This window comes from Streptomyces sp. 2114.4, assembly GCF_900187385.1.
Lineage (GTDB): Bacteria > Actinomycetota > Actinomycetes > Streptomycetales > Streptomycetaceae > Streptomyces > Streptomyces mooreae.
In genome coordinates, this window is sequence record NZ_FYEY01000001.1 from 1359855 (window position 1) to 1377622 (window position 17768).

The window sequence follows — 17768 nt, forward strand, 5'->3', positions numbered from 1 at the left end:
GGACCGCCGCGCGCACCCCCGCTTACCGCCTCTTGGCCGCATCCCCGGCATCCCCGGCCAACCACACCTGATCCCCTTTCATCCCGCCAAATTCCCTTCCACGGCGGATCATTGGGATTGCTCACGGTGCGCGGGGACGCCCGGCGGCCGGTTTTCCCCGCCCGCCGCGGGAATCGCACCCGCCACCGGCAATCCGGCCGCCGACGCATGCGCGGCCTCTCAGCACAGCGAGCCGTCAATCCGTAAGCTGTGCCACGTCAGACGGTTGGCAGCGGAGGGGGCTCCCCACCGCAGGTAGGGGACGGACATGGCGATGATGCGGCTCCGACGCGAGGACCCGCGTGTCGTCGGGACGTTCCGGCTGCACCGCCGGCTCGGCGCGGGCGGGATGGGCGTCGTCTATCTCGGCTCGGACAAGCGCGGGCAGCGGGTGGCGCTCAAGGTGATCCGGCCGGACCTGGCGGAGGATCAGGAATTCCGCTCGCGGTTCGCGCGGGAGGTCTCGGCCGCCCGGCGGATCCGCGGCGGCTGTACGGCCCGGCTGGTCGCGGCCGATCTCGACGCGGACCGCCCCTGGTTCGCCACCCAGTACGTCCCCGGCCCCTCGCTGCACGACAAGGTCAACGAGGGCGGTCCGCTGTCCCCGGCACAGGTCGCCGCCATCGGCGCCGCGCTGTCCGAGGGGCTGTTGGCCGTCCATGACGCGGGCGTGGTGCACCGTGACCTCAAGCCGTCCAACATTCTGCTGTCGCCCAAGGGCCCGCGGATCATCGACTTCGGCATCGCCTGGGCGACCGGCGCCAGCACGCTGACCCATGTGGGTACGGCCGTCGGCTCGCCGGGGTTCCTGGCGCCGGAGCAGGTGCGCGGGGCCGCGGTCACGCCGGCGACGGACATCTTCGCGCTGGGCGCCACCCTCGCGTACGCCTGTACCGCGGACTCCCCCTTCGGGCAGGGAAGTTCGGAGGTCATGCTCTACCGCGTGGTCCACGAGGAGGCACAGCTCGCCGGGGTGCCGGACGCCCTGGCGCCACTGCTCGCCTCGTGCCTGGCCAAGGATCCGGCGGACCGTCCCAGCACGTTGTCGCTGTCGCTGCGCCTCAAGGAGATCGCGGCCCGTGAGGCGCACGGTCCGTCGGGCGGACCGCTGGAGAACGGCGCGGGCGCGGGCGCCGCTTGGCAGCGCGCGGAGCGCCGTCCTCCGGACCGGCCGACCGGGCAGCGTGCCGAGGAATACGCCCGTCAGCGCACCGAGCGGCGGACGGCCGGCAACTCCTCGCCACGTCCGCACCCGTCCCGCCCCCCGGCTTCGCAGGACGCGGCCTCCCGGCCGTCCGGCCCGGCCTCGGCCGCGGGGAGGAATCCGCGGAGGACCGGCGGACGCACGGTGCGCCGTGTCCCGGCCGCCCGGCCCGCGGGGGCGGGCGGTAAGCGCGCCCCGGTGCGTACGACGTCGGGCGGTCGGCGGCCCGGCCCCGACCGCCGGCTGCTGCGCCAGCGTGTCATCGTGTTCGTGGTGGTGACCCTGCTGGTGGCGCTCGGTATCGCGGCGGCCCAGGGGTGCCAGGGGCCGGCCCACGGTCTGGGGGTGGAGCGGCCGGCGCCGGTCGCCCCGGCCTGGGGTGCGGACGGGCCTTACGGGGTGGGGGAACAGAACCCCTAAGGGGGGCGGAGCCCCCCTGCGGGCCTCAACGCGGCGGGGCCGGGGCGGCATTCCCGTGGGGATCGGGAATGGCGTGCCCGTGAAGTCCGGGGCGGTGCTCCCATGGGGCCGGGGCGGTGCTCCCGTGGGGCCGGGACGGCGTGCCCGTGGAGTCCGGGACGGGGCTCCCATGGGGGCCAGGGCCGCATTCCCTTGGCGTCCAGGGCGGCATTCCCGTGGGCTACGCGCCGGTTCCCGTGGGCTACGCGGCGGTGTTCCCGTGATGGAGGGGCCTGCCCGGGCAGGTCACGCGGGCGGTCCGCTTGAGGGACGGGGCGGCGGACACGCCCTGACGGGGCGCAGGACGGGGCGCAGGACGGGGCGCAGGACGGGGCGCAGGACGAGGCGCAGGCGCGCCCCTTAAGCGGGCCGCCCCGTCGTCACCGCGTAGAACGCCACCGCGGCGGCCGCTCCGACGTTGAGCGAGTCCACGCCGTGCGCCATCGGGATGCGGACCCATTCGTCGGCGGCCCGCAGTGCACCGGTGCTCAGACCGCCGCCCTCCGCGCCCAGCATCAGGGCGGCGCGCTCCAGGGTGTGCGGAGCGACTTCGTCAATGCCGGTGGCCTTCTCGGCCGGGGTGAGGGCGAGCAGGGTGAAGCCCGCTTCCCGTACAGCGGCCAGGTCCCGGGGCCAGCCCTCCAGGCGGGCGTACGGCACGGAGAACACCGCGCCCATGGAGACCTTGACCGAGCGGCGGTAGAGCGGGTCGGCGCAGTCCGGGGAGAGCAGCACGGCGTCCATGCCGAGGGCCGCCGCGCTGCGGAAGATCGCGCCGATGTTGGTGTGGTCGTTGACCGCTTCCATGACCACGATGCGCCGGGCCCCGGCGAGGAGTTCGGTGGCGTCCGGCAGCTGCTTGCGCTGCATGGAGGCCAGCGCCCCACGGTGGACGTGGTACCCCGTCACCCGCTCGGCGAGGTCCGGGCTGACGGCGTAGACCGGCGCCGGGACCTCGTCGATCACATCGCGCATCACGTCGACCCACTTGGCCGAGAGCAGCATGGACCGCATCTCGTAACCGGCCTGCCGGGCGCGCCGGATGACCTTCTCGCCCTCGGCGATGAAGAGCCCTTCGGCGGGCTCGCGCCGGCGCCGCAGCTCGACGTCGGTCAGGCCGGTGTAGTCGGCCAGCCGGGGGTCGTCCGGATCGTCGACGGTGATGATTTCTGCCACGGGAAGAGAGTGCCTTGTCGGTGTCGGGGTGCCAATGCCGCGTCGGGATCGGCTACCTGGGGGCAGGTGCGGGGGCGACGGTGACGACGTCGCCGACGACGATGACCGCCGGAGGACGGATGCCCTCGGCCCGTACGGTGTCGCCGAGCGTGGCGAGCGTGGCGTCGACCCGGCGCTGGGCGGCGGTGGTGCCCTCCTGAATGACGGCGGCCGGGGTGTCGGCGGGCCGGCCGTGCTCGATCAGCTTGGCGGCGATGGCGCCGCTGTTCTCCACGCCCATCAGGACCACGAGGGTGCCGCGCAGCTTGGCGAGCGACGGCCAGTCCACGAGCGAGCGCTCGTCGTCGGGGGCGACATGGCCGCTGACGACGGTGAATTCGTGGGCGACTCCGCGGTGGGTGACCGGGATGCCGGCCGCGCCGGGCACCGAGATGGTGCTGGAGATACCGGGGACGACCGTGCAGGGGATGCCGGCCTCGGCGAGCGCCTGGGCCTCTTCCATGCCGCGGCCGAAGACGAACGGGTCGCCACCCTTGAGCCGGACCACGGCCTTGCCGGCCTTGGCGTGCTCGATCAGCGCGTTGTTGATGGCCTCCTGGGCCATGAACCGGCCGTAGGGGATCTTCGCCGCGTCGATGACCTCGACGTGCGGCGGGAGTTCGGCGAGCAGATCGCGGGGGCCGAGCCGGTCGGCGATCACGACATCGGCCTCGGCGAGCAGCCGGCGGCCGCGGACGGTGATCAGGTCGGGGTCGCCGGGGCCGCCGCCGACCAGCGCCACGCCCGGGGTGTGCGGGCGGCGGTGGTGCGGGGCGGCGAGGCTGCCGTCGCGCAGGCCCTCGACGATCGCGTCGCGTACGGCGGCGGAGCGGCGCGGGTCGCGGCCGGTGAGCACGGCGACGGTGACGCCCTCGCTGCGGCCGGTGGCCGGGGTCCAGGCGGTGGCCGCCTCGGCGTCGTCGGAGCGTACGCACCACACCCGGCGGTCCTCGGCCTCCTGGGACGCGGCGGCGTTGGCCTGCGGGTCGTCGGTGGAGATCAGCGCGTACCAGGCGCCGTCGAGGTCGCCGTCCCGGTAGCGGCGGCGCTCCCAGCGGACCTCACCGGCATCGGCCATCGCCTCGACGGAGGGGGTCGCGGACGGGGAGATCAGCAGAACCTCGGCGCCCGCGGCGACGAGGGACGGGAGCCGGCGCTGGGCGACCTGTCCGGCACCCAGGACGACCACCCGGCGGCCGGACAGCCGCAGTCCGACGGGGTAGGCGGCGTGATCGGCGGCGTGATCGGCCATGGCGGTACGGCTCCTTGTGCGGATGCTGCGGGGTTCGGCGACCGGCTCAGCCGCTGCGGCTCTGGAGCGGCTGGTGAGGGGACGGCCCGGGGCGGCGGTACGGCCCCGGCCCACAGCCTATGGGGCTGCGGGCCGGGGGTCATGCGGAGGTCGGGCCTGATCAGGTCTTCTCGGTCACTCCGGCCGAGTCGAAGGTGGCGACCTCGTGCATGGCACGGGCGGCGCTCTGCACCACGGGCAGCGCGAGCAGGGCGCCGGTGCCCTCGCCGAGGCGCAGATCGAGGTCGACCAGCGGGCGCAGGCCCAGCTTGTTGAGGGCCGCGACATGGCCCGGCTCGGCGCTGCGGTGTCCGGCGATGCAGGCGGCCAGCGCCTCGGGGGCGATGGCGCGGGCGACCAGGGCGGCGGCGCCGGCGCTGACCCCGTCGAGGATCACCGGCGTGCGCAGCGAGGCGCCGCCGAGGATCAGGCCGACGAGGGCGGCGTGCTCCAGGCCGCCGACCGCGGCGAGGACACCGATGGGGTCGGCCGGATCGGGCTGGTGCAGCTCCAGGGCGCGGCGGACGACCTCGACCTTGCGGGCGTGCGTCTCGTCGTTGATGCCGGTGCCGCGGCCGGTGACCTCGCCCGGGTCGACGCCGGTGTAGACGGAGATCAGCGCGGCGGAGGTGGTGGTGTTGGCGATGCCCATCTCGCCGGTGAGCAGCGCCTTGTTGCCGGCCGCGACCAGGTCGCGGGCGGTGTCGATACCGACCTCGATGGCCTTGAGCACGTCCTCCTGGGTCATCGCCGGGCCGGCCGTGAAGTCGGCGGTGCCGGCGCGGACCTTGCGGGGCAGCAGACCCGGGGTGGCGGGCAGGTCGCTCGCGACACCGACGTCCACGACGCAGACCTCGGCGCCGACCTGGTTGGCGAAGGCGTTGCAGACCGCGCCGCCGCCCAGGAAGTTGGCGACCATCTGGCCGGTGACCTCCTGGGGCCAGGGGGTCACGCCCTGGGCGTGGACACCGTGGTCACCGGCGAAGATCGCTACGGCGGCCGGCTCCGGGATGGGCGGCGGGCACTTGCGGGACAGTCCGGACAGCTGCGCGGAGATGATCTCCAGCATGCCCAGCGCCCCGGCCGGCTTGGTCATCCGCTTCTGCCGCTCCCAGGCCTCGCCGAGCGCCTTGGCGTCCAGCGGGCGGATGCCCTGCAGGGTCTCCTGGAGGAGGTCGTGCGGGCTCTCGCCGGGCAGCGCGCGGCGGCCGTAGGTCTCCTCGTGGACGACCCAGGACAGCGGGCGCCGCTTGGACCAGCCGGCCTGCAGCAGCTCGGGCTCCTCCGGGAACTCGTCGACGTAACCGATGCACAGGTAGGCGACGACTTCGAGGTGCTCGGGCAGGCCCAGTTCGCGGACCATCTCGCGCTCGTCGAAGAAGCTCACCCAGCCGACGCCCAGGCCCTCGGCGCGGGCGGCGAGCCAGAGGTTCTCGACGGCGAGCGCGGAGGAGTACGGGGCCATCTGCGGCTGGGTGTGCCGGCCGAGGGTGTGCCGGCCGCCGCGGGTGGAGTCGGCGGTGACGACGATGTTCACCGGCGTTTCGAGGATGGCCTCGATCTTCAGCTCGCGGAACTGCTTGGCGCGCGCCTTGGGCAGCGACTTGGCGTACGCCTCACGCTGCCGCATGGCGAGCTGGTGCATCTTCTCGCGGGTCTCCTCCGAGCGGATGACCACGAAGTCCCAGGGCTGGGAGTGGCCGACGCTGGGGGCGGTGTGGGCCGCCTCCAGGACGCGCAGCAGCACCTCGTTGGGGATCGGGTCGCCGCGGAAGCCGTTGCGGATGTCGCGGCGTTCGCGCATCACGCGGTGCACGGCGGCCCGCTCGTCGTCGTCGTACCCGGCGGCCGGGGACGGCACCTCGGCCGCGTCGGACACTGCGGGGTCGCCGCCGTCGGGCTGCTCACCGGCCGGCTGCGGCTGGTCGTCGCCGAGCTGGACGAGTTCGGCGACGTCCTGCTGGTGGGGCGCCTCGTCGGCGGGAGCGTCGGGCGTGGGCCCGGCCGTCGAGGGCTCGGCGGCCGCGGCGCGCGGGGCCGGGCCGTCCACGGGGGACGGCTCGCCGGAGGCCTGGGACGGAATGTGGACGGCCACCGGCGGGGTGTCGTCGGGCAGGGCCTCGGGGGTCTCGGGGGCGGCGGGGGGCTCGGGGGCGGTGGGCTCCGCGGTTTCCGCGGTCGTGCCGGGCTCCGCGGGTTCATCGGCCGCCGGCTCCACGGCGGGCGCGGTGTCCGGGGTCGCCTCGGCCAGCGGGGCTTCCGGCAGGCCGGGGGCCTCCGGGCCGTCCGCTGCGGGCCGCTCCTCGACGGCGGCTTCCGCATCCTGCGGCGCGGCCGCCGCTGCGGGCGCCTGCGCGGTCTGCTGCCCGGCGGCATCCGCGGGGGCATCGGACTGCGGCTGCCCGGCGGCCGGTTCCTGCGCCTCGGGCGGCTCTATGACGGTCTGATCCGTGTCGGTCTGCTCCGTGTCCGCCTGGTCCACGGGCGCGCCGGTCTCGTCGGCGGTCGGCGCGACGGGCCCCTGGGGGGCAGCGACGGGCGCCGGGGCGGCGGCGGGCTCGGCCACGGGGGCGTCCGTACCGGCCTCGGCGGGGGCGGCCTCGGGCTCGGCGGCCTCAGGAGCGGACTCAGGCGCTGCGGCCTCGGGAGTTACCGCCTCGGGCGCTGCGGCCTCGGGCTGCGGCTGGGCCTCGTCGGTGGCAGGGGCCGGGTCGGCGCCCTGTCCCTGGTCGGCGGGCTGCTCGCCCTGCGCGGCCGGGGCCGGATCGGCGGGAGCGTCGGCCGGCTGGGCGGTGGCGGGCTCCTCGGCCGGGACGACGGCTTCGGGCGCGACGGGGGCCGGGGTGGCGGCGGGCTGCGCCTGCGCCTCCGGGTCGGCCACGGCTCCGGCTCCGGCTCCGGCTTCGACTCCAGCTTCGGCTTCGGTGGGCAGGCCCTGTTCCACGGGCTGCTGCGGGTCCTCGGCGGCGGGCGCCTCCGGCACGGCAGCTTCCGCCACCGGGGCCTCCGGCACAACTGCTTCCGCCTCGGCCGCCTCAACAGGCTCGGCCGTCTCGACAAGCTCGGCCGCCTCGACAGACACGGCCGTCTCGACAAGCTCGGCCGTCTCCACAGACACGGCCGTCTCCACAGCCTCGGCCACGCCGTCCTGACCGGCCACGGCGGCATCGGGCAGGACGTCCGCAGCCCTCTCCTGCGGCTGCTCCGGCGCCGCTCCCCCGGCCGGCGCGTCCTGGCCGGCCTCGGGGACTCCCGCGACGGCCGCGACGTCACCGGCCTCCGCCACGCCCTCGGGCGCCGACGGCATCGGCTGGGGCTGCTCAACGGGCAGCGCTTCGGCGGGCTGGGCCGTGTCCGCCAGGCCAGGCGCCGCCTCGGCGGCAGGGGCGGCCGGCGCCTCGGGGGCGACCGTTTCTGCAAGCGGGGCCGAGGCCGCGGCCTGGGCGGCGGCCTCCTCCCACGACGGCACCTGCGACGGGATCTCGCCGAGCTGCGGGCCGGGCAACGGGCCCTGGCCCGCGGCCCCATAGGTCTGCTCGGCGGACAACTGCCCACCGTAGGACTGCCCGCCATAGGGCTGCCCGCCGTACGGCTGCCCGGCGTAGGACGACGCCGCAACGCCCTGCTCCGTCGCGGCCGCCTCCTCCAAGGGCTGCTCGGCGTACGGCAGGCCCGCCTCGGCCGGTGGCGCTTCGCCCACCACGGCCTCGGGCGCCCCGGCCGGAACGTCGAAGTATTCGGGACCGCCGGTGGGCGGTCCGGCGTGCCGGGCGGCGGGCTGCGCGGGCGCGTCGGCCGGTCCGCGGTCGGCGAGCGAACGGACCACTCCGCCGGTCGCGTCGGGGACGGGCGGGCCCATGTGCAGCGGGCGGCGCGGGGGCGTGGCGGGCGCCGCGGCGCGGGGCTGCTGCGGTGCCGCGGGCTGCGGGATACGGACGGCGCCGAGGTCGACCGAACCGGAGTCCCGGCCGCCGCTCTCGTGGTCACCGGCCGGGGCGGGCATCGGCTCGAAGCCGGTGGCCCCCTGAGCGGCCGGGTCGTACGACGCGCCCTGTGGCCCCTGGTGGGTCTCCTGCGGCTGCGGGAGCGGCTGGGCCGCCGACTGTTCGCTCCAGGCGCCCTGGGCACCCGGCATCAGCAGCAGATCGTCGTCCTCGGCGACGCCGTCGGCCTGCTCGGCATAGGGGTAGACGCCGGGAGGGGGCACCATGCCCGGCAGCTCCGTCGGTCCGGCGTCGGCAGGGGAGGGAGCGGCCGCCGGCTGCGGCTGCCCGGGATGTCCGCCTGCGTTCTCCGGCTGTCCCTCGCCCGGGACCTGGCCGGTGTCGGTCATGCGTACCCCTCGCCCATTGGTAGTGCTCCTTCCAACCGCTCGTGCGACGCGCTCGACCGGGGCGCGCCGACGCCCCGATAGCTAGAACGAGCGAGCACGCCTCGCGGCACGTCCGCTCTCCAGAGCTTCATATTCGGCCAAAACCACGGCATTTTCCGGATATTGGTGTACGAAGCCGAATGCGGAACGGCGGCGCAACGATCCGCCAGCCTACCTCGCGCGGGTTGCCGTGCTGGTCACGGGTGAGGAACGCGATAGCCGCTGAGCAAAAACACCACGGACCGCTCGCGTTCGACCCAGACGGAGGTGTCCAGGTCCACGGACTGCAGCAGCGCGCACTCGACTTCGTAGCCGCCGTCGGCCAGCGCCCGGCCCAGCGCTTCGGCCTCGTCGCGGGTGGCGGCGTGGGTGACGATCCGTTCGGGACGGCGGGCCGCGCAGGCGGTGACGACCTCCGCTCCCCCGCCGCCGACCCGGATCACATCGGGCTCGGGCAGGTCCTCCAGGACCTGCGGCGCCCGCCCGTGCACGACCTGGAGTTGGACGCCGTGGCGGCGGGCGAGGGCGGCGGTGCGTCCGCAGGCGTCGGGGTCGGCGTCCACCGCGATGACGGCGGCGCCGAAGCGCCCGGCCTCCACCGCGGCGGCTCCGCTGCCCGCGCCGATGTCCCAGACGAGGTCGCCCACCTGCGGCCCGAGGCGGGCGAGTTGTGCGGTGCGCAGCTGGACGGACTCGCCCTCGCCCAGGGCACCGCCGTAGGCGCCGGCCGGAAGTCCCCAGCCGCGCGCACCCGTCGGATGGCCTACCTCGCGTCCGGCGATCCAGCCGGTGCCCTGGGCTGCGGCGCCGCCGGGCGAACCCCCCACGACAATGACGACATTGGGGTCACGCCAGACATGGTCGGCGGCCTTGTCCGATGTGAGTACCGTCACCCGCTCCCGGTCGGTGCCCAGGTCCTCGCAGATGACGAAGGTGCGGTGGACGCCGCCGAGCAGCAGGGCGAGTTCGGCGGGCCCGGCGCCGGGCGAGGTGAGCACCGCGACCTTGGTGTGGGCCCGGCAGACGTTCACCGCGCGGCGCAGATCGCGGCTGTGGGCGACGACGACCTGGGCGTCGTCCCAGGGCATGCCGGCCCGGGCGAAGGCGGCGGCGACGGAGGAGACGGCCGGTACCACTTCGACTTCCAGGCCGTGCTCGGGTGCCCGCAGGGTGCGTACGACGCCGAAGAAGCCTGGGTCGCCGTCGGCGAGCACGACGGCGGTGCCGCGGTGCTGGGCGATGCGGCGGGCGGCCAGGGTCACACTGCCGAGCCGGATCCGCTCGGCGTTCGGCGGGACTTCGGGCAGTGCGAGGTGGTGCGCGGCGCCGGCCACCAGGGTGGCGGCGCCGAGGGCGGAGCGGGCGGCGGCGGTCAGCGCGGAGCCGTCCCATCCGATCACCGTGACCCGGTCGGCCATGCTCGTCAGTCTCCTGGGGCTGCTGTGGTTGCGCGCGCGGGGGCGGCAGGCGGGCCGGCTGCGGGCGGCCGCAGGCCGGTGAGGTGCCGCTGGGGCGCTGGTCGCGCAGGTGCGCGGCAGGCCGAGGGTACCCCGAGAGGTACGGACCGGAGCGCGGGTGTGGGGTCAGTTCCACTCGGGGTAGGGAAATGCGTCCGCCTCTCCCGGCCGGCCCGGGAGCCCGTCCAGGTCCTCGGGCAGCAGGCTCCACACGATCAGATCGGTGCGGATGTCCGTCCAGCCGCCGTCCTCGGTGCGGCTGCGGACGATGAAGGCGTTGCGCAGCACGCCCTCGCTGATACAGCCGATCTTCTGGGCGACCTGCTGGGAGGCGGTGTTGCCGGCGGCGGTGCGCAGCTCGATGCGTTCGAACTTCTGGTCGTGGAAGAGCCAGTGGGCGACGGCGAGCGAGGCCTCGGAGGCGTACCCCTCACCGCGGGCCCAGGAGGCGACGACGTAGCTGATCTCGCTGGAGCGGATCCGCCAGTCGGTGTGACGCAGCTGGATCACGCCGACCAGGCGCTGGGTCAGGAACTCGGTGACCGCGAAGTCGATGCCGTGGCCCGACGCCCGTTCGGCGGGGGCGTTCTCGGTGGTCCAGGTACGCGCGGCGTCCTCGGTGTACGGCTGGGGTATCGCGGTCCAGGCGGCGACCAGCTCGTCGTTCATCATGGCGGTGAGGGAGGGCACGTCGGCCTCTTCGAACGGGCGCAGCACCAACCGGTCCGTGCTGATGGAGATGTCCGGAAAGGTGGATGTCATGCCGCTGCTCCCACGCCGTTGACTGTGGTGTTCCGGAACGTCGCGGACTGTGAGACCGCGAGGTCACGGGCCGTCTTGACCGTCTTGAATGCACCAGCATGCAGCATCGGCCCGCGGGTGTGCACGCGTATGGGCCCCGGCCGCGCGCGTGCACGGATCCGGGGCCCGGTGGCCGCGCCTGCGGACGGCCACCTTCCGGTGACCTGCGCGGGGGCGAGGGCACGTCCACACCCGCCCACCCCCGAAGGGGGGTGGGCGGCGGGGAAAACGTTCAGGACAGCAGCGGCGGCATCAGCTCTTGGCGGGACCGAAGGCCGGGATGACCGAGCCGTCCTTGTACTTGTCCTCGATGAACTTCTTGACCTCGGGGGAGTTCAGGAGCTTGGCCAGCTTCTTGATCCGCGGGTCGTTCTCGTTGCCCTTCTTGACGGCGAGGAAGTTGGCGTAGGGGTTGTCCTTCGCCTTCTCCAGGGCCAGCGCGTCCTTGGAGGGCTTGAGGTGGGCGCCGATGGCGAAGTTGCCGTTGATGATCGCGGCGTCGACGTCGTCGATGCGCGGCGCGGTCTGGGCGGCCTCCAGCTCGGTGATCTTGATGCCCTTGTCGTCCTTGACGTCGGTCAGCTTGGCGTCGGAGCCGACACCGGGCTTGAGGGTGATCACGCCGTTGTCGGCGAGCAGCTTGAGCGCCCGGCCCTCGTTGGAGGGGTCGTTGGGGACCGAGACGGTGCTGCCGGACTTGAGCTGGGACAGCTTGTCGATCTTCTTGGAGTAGACGCCCAGCGGCTCGATGAGCACGTTCTGGACGGGCACGATGTGCGTGCCGTTCTCCTTGTTGAAGACGTCGAGGAACGGCTTGTGCTGGAAGAAGTTGGCGTCGACCTGGCCGTCGTCGGTGACCTTGTTGGGGATCTTGTAGTCGTTGAACGGCTTGACGACCAGCTTGAGGCCCGCCTTCGCCGCCAGCTTGTTCTTGACGAAGTCGAGGATGGCGCCGTGCGGGGTGGGGCTCGCGGCGACGACGAGGGGGGCGTTCTTGTCGTTCTTGTCGGTGCTGGCGGTGGTGTCGGAGGGGGCGCTGCAGGCGCTCGCGCCGAGGGCGACGGCGGAGGCGGCGACTACGGCGACGGAGATCTTGACGGTGTTGCGCACGAAGAGTGCCTCTTTCTTGTTCCCACGCGCGCGTTCACGCGTGATGTCCGCCCGGCAAAGGGTCCGGGCTGCGGGGTGGTGCGGTGGTTCGGGTCAGGCGGCCTCGGTGACCGCGGCCGGTTCCTCGGCGCGGGCACGGCGCAGGCCGACCCGCAGCGAGGAGGTACGGGTGCCGCGCTCGGCGAGACGGCGGACGACGTAGTCCCCGAGGTACTGGACGACGGTGACGATGATGACCAGCTCAATGACCGTGACGACCATCAGCCTGCTCTCGTACTGCTGGTAGCCGTAGGTGTAGGCCAGGTTGCCGAGGCCTCCGCCGCCGACCGTGCCGGCGATCGCGGAGTAGCCGATCAACTGGATGACGAGCGTGGTGACGCCCGCGATCAGTGCGGGCAGCGCCTGCGGGAGGAGCACCTTGAAGATGACGGTCCAGGTGCCGCCGCCCATGGCGTGGGCGGCCTCGACCAGGCCGCTGTCCACCTCGCGCAGTGCCGACTCCACCAGCCGGGCGAAGAACGGGATGGCGGCGATGGTGAGCGGGACGACCGCCCCGGTCGGGCCGATGGAGACCCCGACGAGGAACCGGGTGAAGGGGATCAGCCAGACGATCAGGATCAGGAACGGGAAGGACCGTCCGATGTTCACGATCGCGCCTAGGACCTTGTTCACCGTGAGGTTCCGCAGGACGGCGCCGCGGTCGGTCAGGTGCAGCAGCACACCGACCGGGATGCCGAAGAGCACCGCGTAGAACGTCGACCACCACACCATGAACAGGGTGTCGAGGGTGTTGTCATACAGCAGCGGCTGCATCTCGGACCAGGTCACTTGGCACCTTCCTTCTCCAGCGGGGCGCCGGCCGCGACGACGCTCAGCGCGTCGTCGACGGTCTGGCCCGCTACATCCGCCACGTCCACCTGGAGCCCCTGCTCGCGCAGGAAGCCGATGGGCACGACGTTCTCCTCGAAGCGGCCGGGCAGCTCGATGCGCATCCGGCCGACCTGATTGCCGCCGACCGTGTCCATGGCGGCGCCGAGGATCGAGATGTCGACGTTGTAGGTGCGCGACAGCTCGGAGATCACCGGGCGGGTGGCGGCCGAGCCGTGGAAGGTGACGTCGACGACGGTGCGGTCGTCGGCCGATGGTTCGCCGCCGACCGGGAACAGCTCCCGGGCCAGCTCGGAGCCGGGGGTGGCCAGCAGCTCGGCGACGGTGCCCTGCTCGACCACCCGGCCGTTCTTCATCAGCGCGGCCGAGTCGCAGATCGTCTTGACGACGTCCATCTCGTGCGTGATGAGCACGATGGTCAGGCCCAGCTTGCGGTTGAGGTCGCGCAGCAGCTGGAGGATGGAGCGGGTGGTCTCCGGGTCCAGGGCACTGGTGGCCTCGTCGGAGAGCAGCACCTTGGGGTCGCCGGCCAGCGCGCGGGCGATGCCCACGCGCTGCTTCTGTCCGCCGGAGAGCTGCGCGGGGTAGGCCTTGGCCTTGTCGGCGAGGCCGACCAGGTCCAGCAGCTCCAGCGCCTTGCGGGAGCGCTCACGGCGGTCGACCTTGAGGATCTCCAGCGGCAGTTCCACGTTGTCCTGGACGGTGCGCGAGGACAGCAGGTTGAAGTGCTGGAAGACCATGCCGATGTGGCTGCGGGCGGCGCGCAGCTGGGCACTGGCGCGCTTGCCGCGCCCGGCGATGGACGTCAGCTCCTGGCCGGCGACGGTGACCGTGCCGGAGGTGGGGCGCTCCAGGAGGTTGAGGCAGCGGATGAGGGTGGATTTTCCGGCGCCGCTCTGGCCGATGACGCCGTACACCTCGCCCTCGCGGACGTGCAGATCGACGCCGTCCAGGGCGGTGACTTCGCGGTCTCCTGAACGGTAGACCTTGGTCAGGCCCGTTGTGGTGATCACTAGGGAATTCCGTCACTGTCGAGTGCTCGGCGGCTCGCCCGCCGGGCACGGGGCATTCTTGCGAGTGCGGCAGAGGGGAACAGGGAGCGGCGGCGGGCGCGGGGCCCGGCTCCGGGTTCCGGTGACGCGGGGCGGCCGGGGGCGTCGGGAGGAGGCCGACGTACGGCTCATGACAGGGTCTCGCTTCGGGGCGCGAGGCTCAGGCGGGGGCCCTCAGCGGTCACACATTCGACACATGCAACGAGCACCGGGCGTCAGGTACGCCTCGGTCGCAGGGGTGCGGTTGCTCGTCGTGGTCATGGCGGCAAGTAAACCAGACAGCGGGACGGCCCCATCAAGCCAGTCCGGATGGCGGACATGCCTGACCATTCCGTGGACAGCGCCGCCCGGCGCGCGAGTACCCTCCACCGGTCCGCCCGTGGCCTGCGCGGATGCCGCCGGAAGCAGGGTGACGACGGCGCCCCGGTGCAGTACTTCCGCCCGGTGGGCTGTGGCCAACGCCACGGTCACCCTCCCGACGGTCATCGTCCCGGTGGTTTCCGCCGCCGGGCGGCGGGCCACGGCGGGGCCGGAGACGGCCACCCGTCCGCCGCCGATTAGCATCGCCCCATGCCCCACAACCCCACGGCGCGCAGCCACGTGGCCCGGAGGTCCCGGTGATCGACGCGCTGACGATCGCGGTCGCGGTGACCGCTCTCGCCCTCGCCGCCTGGTGCGGCTTCGCCGCCTTCCGCGACCAGCCGACCAAGGACTGGCACTTCATCGGCATGGCCCTGGTGTCGGTTCTCGGCCTGGTCCAACTGGTCGTCGCCGGCGTGCAGCTGGCGGGCGGAGCGGCGCCGGACAAGGGCACCGCGCTCTTTGTCTCGTATCTGCTCGGGGCGGCCGCCTGTGTCCCGGCGACCGGGTTCATGTCGCTCTCGGAGCGCACCCGCTGGGGTTCGGCCACCGTCGCGGCGGGCGCCGTGGTGCTGGCGGTTCTGGAAGTGCGGCTGTTCGACATCTGGGGAGGCGGCAGTGCCTGAGACCACGGCAACCACGGCGGCGGACGGCACCACGGCCACCGCCCCGGCGAGGCGTTCCCTGGGCACCGGTCCCGGACGCCTGCTGGTCACGCTCTACGGCATCTTCACCGTCGCGGCCGCCTCCCGCTCGCTCTACCAGCTGATCGCCCAGTTCGACCGGGCTCCGCTGGCCTACAGCCTCTCGGCGCTCTCCGCGGTCGTCTACGGGTTCATCACCTTCTCGCTGGTGCGCGGCGGTGAGGGCGCCCGCCGGGCCGCGATCGCCTGCTGTGCGCTGGAACTGCTCGGGGTGCTCGGCATCGGCACCTGGACGCTGCTCGACCGGTCCGCCTTCCCCGACGCCACGGTCTGGTCGGACTACGGCATGGGCTACCTCTTCATCCCGGTCATCCTGCCCGTCACGGGGCTGCTGTGGCTGCGCCGGGCCCGTACGGAGCAGCCTGCCGCCTGAGGGGCGTCTTCGCCCAAGGGCCGTCTTCCCGGAAGGGGGGTGCGGGTCCCGGCCGCGCGGCCGGGACCCGCACCCCCCTTTTTTCTCATGCGGGTTTTCTCCCGCCGGACGGCTTCACGCCTGGGCGGCGAACTCGCCCTGGCTCGGTTCGGCGGGCGTTGCCACGGCGGCGGCCTCCGTCCGGAGCTCCTTCTCCAGCGTCACCACGCTCAGCCGGGGAGTGCGCTGCTCGGTGCCCACGGGCACATAGCCGCGGCTGCGGTAGAGCCGCAGATTGCCCTCGCTGCGGTGGCCGGTGAACAGGCGGTAGCGGGTGGCCGACCGCTCGGCCGCCAGCCGCTGCTCGATGGCGTCGAGCAGCCGTCCGCCCAGGCCGTGGCGCTGCATCCGCGGGTGCACGATGAGCTTGGCTATCCGCGCGGTGCCGTCCTCGTCGACCGTGCCGCGCACGGACCCGACCACCTCCTCGCCGAGCCTGGCCACCATGACGCAGCCCTCGCCCAGTTCGGCGCGCAGCGCCTGCAGCGTCTGGGTGAGCGGTTCGATGCCGTAGTCGTCGTACAGCGCGGCTTCCTGCTGGTAGCAGAGGTACTGGAGTTTGAGGATCTGCTCGGCGTCCTGGTCGGTCGCCGCAGAGATGGTCACGCTCGTGCCCATGCGCGTATGCCTCCCCTATTCGGTTCGTTGGTCCGGGCGCTCGAGGGTGAGAGGGGTGCGCCCGGAACGATGTGCCCTGACGGACGGCGCCGTGGGGTACCCGTCGCCGCCATGGCGTGACTGACACTGCTCCTTCCGGGTTCCCCGGTATGTGGCAGCGGCAATCTCCGCCGCGAGCATTCTGCGCAGGCAATTGGGGCAGACGGAACGGACCGGCACCGGGCTCTCCTGTGACATTCCCAACTCAGATGAGAGTGCGGGGAAGTCGGAGGAGGGCGCAGGGGAGGTGGTGCCGGTCCGGTCTCCGTCACGGCGGCGGTTCGCCGCGAAAGGCCCGCGAAGGTGACATGAAGAGGCCGCGGAGGGCCCCACGGGGTCAGCGCTTGCGGAACTCCGCGGCCGCCAGCAGCGCGGTGTCGGGGTTGTCGGAGAACAGGCCGTCGATACCGGTACCCAGGAGCGCCTTGAAGAAGCGGAGGGAGTCGCCGTAGGCGTTCGGGTCGGTGCCGCGGCGCATGTCGGTCGGCAGGAAGGTGTTCTCGTTGCGGACCGTGTAGGGGTGCAGCACCAGCCCGGCGGCGTGGGCGTCCTTGACCACGGAGCTGGGCTCGCCGAGCTTGCCGTCGGCGTCCCGCGGGATGATCACGGTCAGGTCCGGGCCGATGCCCTGGGCGAACCCGGCGAGCCACTTCAGGCCCTCGGGCTTGACCAGGTCGGCCACGGTGCGCGGATCACCGGACGCCGTGAAGTCCCAGGGGCGGTCCTTGAGCGTGCCCAGCAGGACGACCTTGGGGCAGTCGACCAGCTTGTCCAGGCGCTGGATGCTGCTCGGCTCGAAGGACTGCAGGAAGTTCGGGGAGTTCTTCCGGTGCCGGCCGTGCGCCCGCAGCGCCTTGGCCAGCCGCTCCTCCAGGCCGAGGCCGAGCTTGCGGAAGTAGGTGGGGTGCTTGGTCTCGATGTGCAGCCAGACACGGCGGCCCCGCTTGCGGCCCTCGCGCTCGGCCCACTGCAGGACCTCCTCGAAGGTCGGCACCTCCCACACCCCGTCGTAGAGGGTGTTGTGCTGGCGGGTGCCCGGTATGCGCTCCTTGGCGCGCAGGGTCTTGAGCTCCGCGAGCGTGAAGTCCTCGGTGAACCAGCCGGTCAGCTTGGCGCCGTCGACGGTCTTGGTGGTCTTGCGGTCCGCGAACTCGGGGTGCGCGGAGACATCGGTGGTGGCGGTGATGTCGTTCTCGTGACGGCAGACCAGATGCCCGTCCTTGGTGGGGACGAGGTCCTGCTCGATGACGTCCGCGCCCATGTCGAGGGCGAGTTGGTAGGAGCCGAAGGTGTGCTCGGGGCGGTAGCCGCTGGCGCCGCGGTGGCCGACGATCAGCGGCACCGGCAGCTCCTGGGGCGCGCCCTCGCGAGCACGGGCGCTCGCCTGGCCGGCTGTGCCGAATACCGCCGCTCCCGCGCCGAGGGCCGCGGCCCCCAGCACCGTCCGTCGTCCCGGCTGCTGCCACTTGTGCATGCCCACGCTCCTTGTCCGAGGTGTTTTCGTCTGTTCCAGGTGCTTCCGGGTGTTTTCCGGCGTGCGGTGAGGCGTGTTGCACACCGGCCCACGGAACCGGGCCGATCGTAAGCACGGACGGGTCACGCCGGGGAGACGCCCACCAACACAGGGGGGAACATGGAGGTAACACACGTCAACCGTGGGTCAACTGTGCGTATCGACCTCGTGAACCCGATGTGCGAGCCGGAGTGACCCGCGAGTATTGTCCTGGGCTGCAGAGATCTGCGCCCG

The 17768-nt window shown here is 73.1% G+C and carries 13 protein-coding genes; 3 read left to right on the forward strand and 10 right to left on the reverse strand.

Features of this window, described 5'->3' with window-relative positions; translation table 11 throughout:
- Positions 1–307: 307 nt before the first annotated feature.
- Positions 308–1663, forward strand: a complete 1356-nt coding sequence (locus CFW40_RS05930; RefSeq protein ID WP_088796787.1) for a serine/threonine-protein kinase — start codon at positions 308–310, stop codon at positions 1661–1663.
- Between the two features lie 399 nt (positions 1664–2062).
- Here the strand turns inward: CFW40_RS05930 and CFW40_RS05935 are convergent, their stop codons facing one another.
- The 8 genes from CFW40_RS05935 to CFW40_RS05970 all read right to left on the reverse strand — a co-directional run bounded on the left by CFW40_RS05935 (position 2063) and on the right by CFW40_RS05970 (position 13849).
- A complete protein-coding gene (locus CFW40_RS05935) occupies positions 2063–2878 on the reverse strand; it encodes an RNA methyltransferase (RefSeq protein WP_088796788.1) in 816 nt (271 codons plus the stop codon).
- Between the two features lie 52 nt (positions 2879–2930).
- Positions 2931–4169, reverse strand: a complete 1239-nt coding sequence (gene cobA / locus CFW40_RS05940; protein WP_088796789.1) for a uroporphyrinogen-III C-methyltransferase — start codon at positions 4167–4169, stop codon at positions 2931–2933.
- A gap of 160 nt (positions 4170–4329) precedes the next feature.
- Positions 4330–8541: a nicotinate-nucleotide--dimethylbenzimidazole phosphoribosyltransferase gene (gene cobT / locus CFW40_RS05945; RefSeq protein WP_088796790.1), complete on the reverse strand. Its 4212-nt coding sequence runs from the start codon at positions 8539–8541 to the stop codon at positions 4330–4332.
- A 236-nt stretch (positions 8542–8777) separates the two neighbouring features.
- On the reverse strand, positions 8778–9998 hold the full coding sequence (gene cbiE, locus CFW40_RS05950; protein WP_088796791.1) for a precorrin-6y C5,15-methyltransferase (decarboxylating) subunit CbiE: 1221 nt from the start codon (positions 9996–9998) through the stop codon (positions 8778–8780).
- A gap of 165 nt (positions 9999–10163) precedes the next feature.
- A complete protein-coding gene (locus CFW40_RS05955) occupies positions 10164–10799 on the reverse strand; it encodes a GNAT family N-acetyltransferase (RefSeq protein ID WP_088796792.1) in 636 nt (211 codons plus the stop codon).
- A 291-nt stretch (positions 10800–11090) separates the two neighbouring features.
- Positions 11091–11948, reverse strand: a complete 858-nt coding sequence (locus CFW40_RS05960; protein WP_088796793.1) for a MetQ/NlpA family ABC transporter substrate-binding protein — start codon at positions 11946–11948, stop codon at positions 11091–11093.
- A gap of 93 nt (positions 11949–12041) precedes the next feature.
- Positions 12042–12776 carry a methionine ABC transporter permease gene (locus tag CFW40_RS05965; RefSeq protein ID WP_088796794.1) on the reverse strand — a complete coding sequence of 245 codons (735 nt, stop codon included), beginning with the start codon at positions 12774–12776 and terminating at the stop codon, positions 12042–12044.
- Positions 12773–13849 carry a methionine ABC transporter ATP-binding protein gene (locus CFW40_RS05970; protein WP_088796795.1) on the reverse strand — a complete coding sequence of 359 codons (1077 nt, stop codon included), beginning with the start codon at positions 13847–13849 and terminating at the stop codon, positions 12773–12775. The genes CFW40_RS05965 and CFW40_RS05970 overlap by 4 nt, the downstream gene beginning before the upstream one ends.
- A 656-nt stretch (positions 13850–14505) precedes the next feature.
- On the opposite strand from CFW40_RS05970, the gene CFW40_RS05975 reads away from it, so the two are divergent.
- Both CFW40_RS05975 and CFW40_RS05980 read left to right on the forward strand, forming a co-directional pair.
- Positions 14506–14874 (forward strand): hypothetical protein, encoded by a 369-nt coding sequence (locus CFW40_RS05975; protein WP_088796796.1) that lies wholly within the window; start codon positions 14506–14508, stop codon positions 14872–14874.
- Complete coding sequence (locus CFW40_RS05980; RefSeq protein WP_088796797.1) at positions 14867–15325, forward strand: hypothetical protein; 459 nt, start codon at positions 14867–14869, stop codon at positions 15323–15325. Before CFW40_RS05975 ends, CFW40_RS05980 begins: the two co-directional genes overlap by 8 nt.
- 114 nt (positions 15326–15439) lie before the next feature.
- Here CFW40_RS05980 and CFW40_RS05985 read toward each other — a convergent pair whose 3' ends face one another.
- Entirely contained in the window at positions 15440–15982 is a 543-nt protein-coding gene (locus CFW40_RS05985; RefSeq protein WP_088796798.1) for a GNAT family N-acetyltransferase, read from the reverse strand.
- A 376-nt stretch (positions 15983–16358) separates the two neighbouring features.
- Positions 16359–17495: a glycerophosphodiester phosphodiesterase gene (locus tag CFW40_RS05990; protein WP_088796799.1), complete on the reverse strand. Its 1137-nt coding sequence runs from the start codon at positions 17493–17495 to the stop codon at positions 16359–16361.
- Positions 17496–17768 lie beyond the last annotated feature (273 nt).